Genomic DNA, 6,718 nt, shown 5'->3' on the forward strand with positions numbered 1-6,718 from the left:
TATTAGTCATTTATAGCGTCATATAAATAGAGTGATAACAAGACATAAATATCGACATATAGTTGTTCTACATGAGAAATTTATAACGCTGTTAGCGCTCTATTTAGCAAGCTAGAATGATTAAATATTTAAGTCGATTAGTATTATTAACGCTGAGGCTTTTTCCAGCCACTCCACACATCTTCAACATCGGCTTTTTTCTTCTTTTTCTTGCCTGTGCCTTCTGGCTTTGCCATTGGCTTATCGTTTTTAAGTGCAAGGGCCGCATCAAGGTTTGCTTGGTTTACAGCAAAACCCGTTACTTCTTCACGCTCTAAACGAAGTTTGTTTTTTTTCTCGATTATTTTAAAGTGATGAAAGTCTTCATAATCAATTAACGATAACGCTAAACCTACTTCACCGGCACGGCCGCTTCGGCCAATACGGTGCATATAATCAGCGGGGCTACGCGGTAAGTTAAAGTTAATAACAACGGGCAGTTTGGCAATATCTAAACCACGGGCTGCTATATCGGTGGCAATAAGTACTTCTATTTCGCCGGCTTTAAATTTTTCTATTACGCGAGTACGCTCACTTTGGCCTTTATCACCATGAAATACCTGTGCGTTAATACCACGCTTTTCAAGCTTACCTGCTAAGTGCTCACAGTCTTTTTTAGCGTTTACAAAAATAAGTGCTTGGCGCCATTTGTGTTGCTTAATTAAATGCGCTAAAACCGTGGTTTTTTCGCCTTTATTAACCGTAAATACGCGCTGTACTAAGGTGCTTTCGTCTTTACTTTGAACTTGTATTTCAACTGGGTTAGTTAACAACTCTTGCGTTAATTGTGTGACTTGCTTTGGGAAGGTTGCTGAAAACAACATAGTTTGCTTTTTAGCGGGCATAAGCGCTAATAACTCAGCAAGCTCTTCGGTAAAACCAAGGCTTAGCATCCGGTCGGCTTCATCAAGCACAAGTGTAGTTACATTATCGAGCTTAATCGCGTTACTTGAGATTAAATCGAGCAAACGCCCAGGCGTTGCAACAATAATATCGGCGCCGCCACGTAGAGCCTGCATTTGTGTATTAACCGACACACCACCAAATACCGCCACCGTTTTAATTGCGCCATTAAAGTTAGCCGAATACGATTTAACGCTATCGGCCACCTGCGTTGCAAGCTCACGGGTAGGTACCAAAATAAGCCCAGTTACAAAGTTACCTTTGCTCGCTGTTTTTTTAGCGCCTTGCTCTAAAAATAGGGTTTGTAGCATAGGCAACGCAAACGTTGCTGTTTTACCTGAGCCAGTATTAGCCCCCGCAATTAAATCGCTACCAGCAAGTACACTTGGAATCGCCTTAGCTTGAATTGGCGTAGGTTGGCTGTATTCCAAATCGGTTAATCGAGCTTGTAGCTCTGGAATAAGGCCAAGTTCGGAAAAAGTGCTAGGGCTTGTGGCTGAGGTCATATTTATTACGGGCTTATTGCTAAAAAAGTAGCCTGTAATTTTAGCGTATTTAGCGCTTATTAAGTAGGGATTAGTGATTTTAATGTTTTTATAGGTAACCGCTGCGAGTTGTAAAGATAACTGTAAGCGCAGGCCACACCTACGCTTTGTCCTTTTACATTACTGCATTTTATTTAACTGTGTTTGTAATCTACTTTTAGTCTCTTTTAAGGCATCTAAATAGGGGTATGCGGTATCTACAACATTTAAAGCCGCTTCTATTTTAATAAGTGCCTGTTGTATATTACCTTGTACCTCATAGCCATAACCTAACCCCCATAGTGCATCAACAGATTGTGGGTGATGCTTAACATTATGCTTAAATACTGCCACAGCACGCTCATATTGCTGCCTATTTACTAGATTGTAACCAAGTTGCCTAACCGCCCCCTCTGGGGGTGTTATTTGCTCCCCCCATTGCTGAGATAATGTTTGATAATAAACATCAATAGATTCTATATCATCGCTTAAAGCACTCATGGGCATTTGTTTAGGTAAAAATAAATTATGGTAGGCATTAAAAGCCCCTGCGGCCGATGTTAAGTTATGCGATACATTTTCAAATGCGTCACTGAAAAAGCGTAAATTGGGCAAGTTATTAGATTGCAAAGCCTGCTGCAGATCGTTATATCGCTCACGCATTAAGCCTGCTTCTTCGCCAATATTTATATAAACATAGTTATTCAGATCTTTTGATTTATTGATAAACGATTTAGTCGCTTTTACTGATGCGCCATAGTTCCACCAAACGGCAGGGCTGTAAGCAATGTGTGCTTGAAAAAGCTCAGGGTTAGCTTGCATTGTATAAAGTGCAAACACGCCTGCCGCAGACGCTCCTGCGATCACATTATAATTGTGCGTACGGTAACTTTTATTAATCAAGGGCATAAGCTCTTGCTCAATAAATGCTAAAAATTTTGCTGCACCACCGCCTTCACCTACCGGGCCTTGTGGCTCTTTATTCACTGTGGGGTATAAATCTCTTAAGCGATTGGTATTTTCAATAGCGACAATAATAACCTCAGGCGCACGATTATCATTTTGTAAACGCTCCATCACTGCACTTATAAGCGGTATGTTACCCGCGCCATCAAGGCGATAAATGACCGGATAAACTTTGTTTGGATTAGCTTGATAACTCTTTGGAAGCTGTACTACAACTGTGCGTTCTTCGTTTAAAACGGCTGATTTAATAGTATGTGTTTGTTGCGTATAACTAATGGTTTGCTGTTTTAAATCAGGCTCTGCAAGTATGCTACTAGAATAAAATATAAATAAACTACATATAAAAACAGCGGTTAATAAACGCATGACTAATCCTTTAGAAAATAGTATGTTATTTAATCTAACAGGCTTTAAGGTACAAAAAAAGGCGCATTAAGCGCCTTTTTATCTTTATCCGGTAATTACCAACCTTTTGATTTTACTCAACCGTAACCGATTTAGCTAAGTTACGTGGTTGGTCAACGTCAGTGCCTTTAATTACCGCTACGTAGTACGAAAGTAACTGTAATGGCAGTGTGTAAACAATTGGCGCAATAATATCGTCAGTGTGGTTTACGTTGATTACACGCATTGTGTCGTCTGACTCAAAGTGTGAATCTTTATCTGCGAATACGTAAATAATGCCGCCACGTGCGCGTACTTCTTCTACGTTTGATTTAAGCTTTTCTAATAGCTCATTGTTTGGTGCTACAACAATAATTGGCATGTCGGCATCAATAAGTGCAAGTGGCCCATGTTTTAGCTCGCCCGCTGCGTAGGCTTCTGCGTGAATGTACGAAATCTCTTTAAGTTTAAGCGCACCTTCCATTGCAATTGGGTATTGCGAACCACGGCCTAAAAACAGTGAGTGATGCTTGTCGGCAAATTCTTCTGCAAGGTCTGCAATGCCATCAGCAAGCAATAATGTTTCTTCAAGCTTAGCAGGTAGTACTTTTATAGCATTTACAATGGCACTTTGATCAAGCTGCTTTTCCTGTGCTATAGACGCAGTAAGCATTAACAAACCAACTAATTGTGTAGTAAATGCTTTAGTAGAAGCAACGCCAATTTCAGCGCCCGCTTTAGTCATAAAGGCAAGGTCTGATTCGCGCACAAGCGATGAACCCGGTACGTTACAAATGGTCATTGAGGCCATGTAACCTTGCTCTTTAGCTAAGCGTAATGCAGCTAGCGTATCGGCTGTTTCACCCGATTGTGAAATAGTTACAAGTAGGCTGTTTTCGTGCACATACGATTGGCGGTAACGGAACTCAGAGGCAATCTCAACATTACAGCTAACACCCGCAAATTGCTCAAGCCAGTAACGGGCAACCATACCTGAATGGTATGACGTACCACAGGCAATAATTTGTACGTGTTTTACGTCTTTAAATATTTGCTGAGCGCTGTCGCCAAAGGCGTCAATTGCTACGCGGTCGTCGTTTAAGCGTCCTTCAAGGGTATTACGTACTGCAAGTGGCTGCTCGTAAATTTCTTTTAGCATGTAGTGACGGTAATCGCCTTTGCCTGATGCATCTTGTGTAATGTTTGATTCAATCACTTCACGCTCAACTGCGTTACCTTCTGCATCAAAAATTTCTACTGTGTCACGTGTAATACGCGCTACATCGCCTTCTTCTAAAAAGATGAAGCTACGAGTAACAGGTAATAGTGCTAACTGATCAGAGGCAATAAAGTTTTCGCCAAGGCCTAAACCAATAACAAGAGGGCTACCTGAGCGCGCTACAATAATTTCGTTATCGTTTGCTTTATCAAATACAACCGTGCCAAACGCGCCTTCAAACTGTTTAACCGCAGCTTGTACTGATGCTAGTAACGTTGTGTGCTGCTTACGAAGCTTATGAATTAAGTGCACCATTACTTCTGTATCAGTTTCAGATAAGAACTCGTAGCCTTCTTCTTTAAGCGATGCGCGCAGGCTTGCGTGATTTTCAATAATACCGTTATGCACAAGTGCTAGCTGGTTGTTTGATACATGCGGGTGAGCATTTTCTTCTGTAACGCTACCGTGTGTTGCCCAGCGTGTGTGTGCAATACCTGTATGACCGCTAACGCCTGCTTTCTCAAGTGCAGCTTCTACGTTTACTACTTTACCTACTGCTTTTACAGTATTTAGCGTAGAGCCTTCTAGCAGTGCTACACCGGCAGAGTCGTAGCCACGGTATTCAAGACGTTTAAGGCCTTCAACTAAAATTTTATTTACTGGACGTTCTGCAACTGCCCCAACTATTCCACACATAGTGTCTCCATTAATTTTTTAATTCTAGTAACTCACTTTGTAGTTACTAATCAATAATCTCTGCACAAATTAGTTTTACACCACACGCCTCAATCGCTTTGCGCTTTTCGTCTGCTAAGCCATTGTCGGTTATTAATGTGGTTACTATTTTCCACGGTAATTCTAAATTGGGTATTTTTCGGCCAATCTTATCTGATTCAACCATAACAATTACTTCGCGGGCTGCTTTAGCCATTACTTGGCTTAAGCCGACTAACTCATTAAAGGTAGTAGTACCACGCTTTACATCTATGCCGTCAGCACCAATAAATAGCTGATCAAAGTCATAAGAGCATAATACGTTTTCGGCAACTTGCCCCTGAAACGACTCAGAATGCGGATCCCATGTTCCGCCAGTCATTAAAAGTGTTGGCTCGTTTTCAAGTGATAGCAAACGGCTCGCCACTTTAATCGCGTTGGTCATTACAACTAACCCGCGTTTATTTGCAAGCTCTGGGATCATGGCGGCGGTAGTACGCCCGCTATCAATAATAATGCGGTTATGATCTTTTATAAGTGCAGCTGCAGCCTTAGCTATTGCCACTTTACGCTTAGAGTCTATTTCGTCACTTACAATTTCTTTTGGCAGTGCAATAGCACCGCCGTAACGGCGCAGTAACAGGCCACTTTTTTCAAGCGCGGTTAAATCTTTACGAATGGTTACTTCAGATGTTTGAAACTGCTCAGCAAGCTTTTCCACAGCCACTTCACCTAGCTCATTAATCTGAGCCAATATATTATGGCGGCGCTGCTGTGTGTTTCGTTTAGTCATGAAGTAAGATATTAAGTTTCGTTTCGAAAGTTTTGCAATTTTAAACGAAACAAGTTAAATGGCAAGTGAACGAGCAAAAATAAAGCAGCTTTCATCAAATTATAATAAAGGTAAAATAGTAAGAGCGTCGCTAACTTAAAAAAGAACCTCCAATGCAGTCATTTAATAGCTTAAACAAAGAGCTTTTAGCCCTACGTAAACAAACAGGCGAAATATGCCGACTCTTCAATAAAAGCCCGAGTAAAGGCAATTTAAAACGCATTAAAGAGCGATTTGCTCAATGTGGGGAAGGGGTAATTATAGAGTCAGGTTTTCATTGTGATTATGGTAACCAAATAACTATTGGTGATCGTAGCTTCATAAACATTAACTGTACGGTATTAGATGCCCCAATAAATGAAGGAGCCATATGCATTGGTGATGACTGCTTAATTGGCCCTAACGTGCAGTTGTTAGCGGTATCCCATGCTGTTAACCCTACACAGCGACTGAATAAAGATAACTTTGCTGCTCCTATTACAATAGGTAATAACGTGTGGATTGGCGCGGGAGTTATCGTTTTAGCGGGTGTTACCATTGGCGATAACGCAGTAGTTGGCGCGGGTTCTGTCGTTACCAAAAATGTAGAGGCAAATACAGTTGTTGCGGGTAATCCCGCCCGAGAAATAAGAACGCTATAATTTTAATCAATATGCTTTTTTAGCGTTGGGAGTCACTAGCTCGCCTGACCTAGATGGTAGGTGTTGGATGGGTATGTATTACGTGTGCTTATTTTCAGATAGCCAAAATACTATTCACAAAGAGGCGCTCCGCTTAGGAGACGCTACGCTTTAGAGAAGAAAATGCTGAATATTACTTTCCTTCAGACGTAAAAACCCATCACATTGCTGTAAAGGCTTTCTCGTATTTGGAGCCTGGCGATGTCGTAGTGCCCACAGCGGCGGAGAGTCACATAGCAAAGTACTCTTAATGTTTTTTTAATGGGATTCAGTGGGCACTGAGGTGGTCGTCGCGTTCTTTTCCCCGTGGGTTTCGTGATATTCAACCCACGCTACAAAGTACTGGTTGACGCTGTGCAGCTGATAGCTGACGGCTGATAGCTACTATTTTCACTTTCTTACAGACGTAAAAAAGCCCGACTATTACTAGTCGGGCTTTCTTGTATTTGGAGCCTGG

At 41.5% G+C, this 6,718-nt stretch carries 5 protein-coding genes; 1 reads left to right on the plus strand and 4 read right to left on the minus strand.

Annotation, left to right across the window (positions count from 1 at the left end; all coding sequences use genetic code 11):
• Positions 1-146: 146 nt before the first annotated feature.
• The 4 genes from CWC16_RS03320 to CWC16_RS03335 all read right to left on the minus strand — a co-directional run bounded on the left by CWC16_RS03320 (position 147) and on the right by CWC16_RS03335 (position 5,542).
• A complete protein-coding gene (locus CWC16_RS03320; RefSeq protein ID WP_138540496.1) occupies positions 147-1,448 on the minus strand; it encodes a DEAD/DEAH box helicase in 1,302 nt (433 codons plus the stop codon).
• A 159-nt stretch (positions 1,449-1,607) separates the two neighbouring features.
• Positions 1,608-2,798, minus strand: coding sequence for an alpha/beta hydrolase-fold protein (locus CWC16_RS03325; RefSeq protein WP_138540497.1), 1,191 nt, complete (start codon positions 2,796-2,798; stop codon positions 1,608-1,610).
• Between the two features lie 112 nt (positions 2,799-2,910).
• Complete coding sequence (gene glmS, locus CWC16_RS03330; RefSeq protein ID WP_138540498.1) at positions 2,911-4,731, minus strand: glutamine--fructose-6-phosphate transaminase (isomerizing); 1,821 nt, start codon at positions 4,729-4,731, stop codon at positions 2,911-2,913.
• Between the two features lie 46 nt (positions 4,732-4,777).
• Positions 4,778-5,542: a DeoR/GlpR family DNA-binding transcription regulator gene (locus tag CWC16_RS03335; RefSeq protein WP_138540499.1), complete on the minus strand. Its 765-nt coding sequence runs from the start codon at positions 5,540-5,542 to the stop codon at positions 4,778-4,780.
• Positions 5,543-5,694: 152 nt separating this feature from the next.
• On the opposite strand from CWC16_RS03335, the gene CWC16_RS03340 reads away from it, so the two are divergent.
• Positions 5,695-6,222, plus strand: coding sequence for a sugar O-acetyltransferase (locus CWC16_RS03340; RefSeq protein WP_138540500.1), 528 nt, complete (start codon positions 5,695-5,697; stop codon positions 6,220-6,222).
• Positions 6,223-6,718 lie beyond the last annotated feature (496 nt).

Origin of the sequence: Pseudoalteromonas sp. S3776, from assembly GCF_005886915.1 — a bacterium.
GTDB lineage: Bacteria > Pseudomonadota > Gammaproteobacteria > Enterobacterales > Alteromonadaceae > Pseudoalteromonas.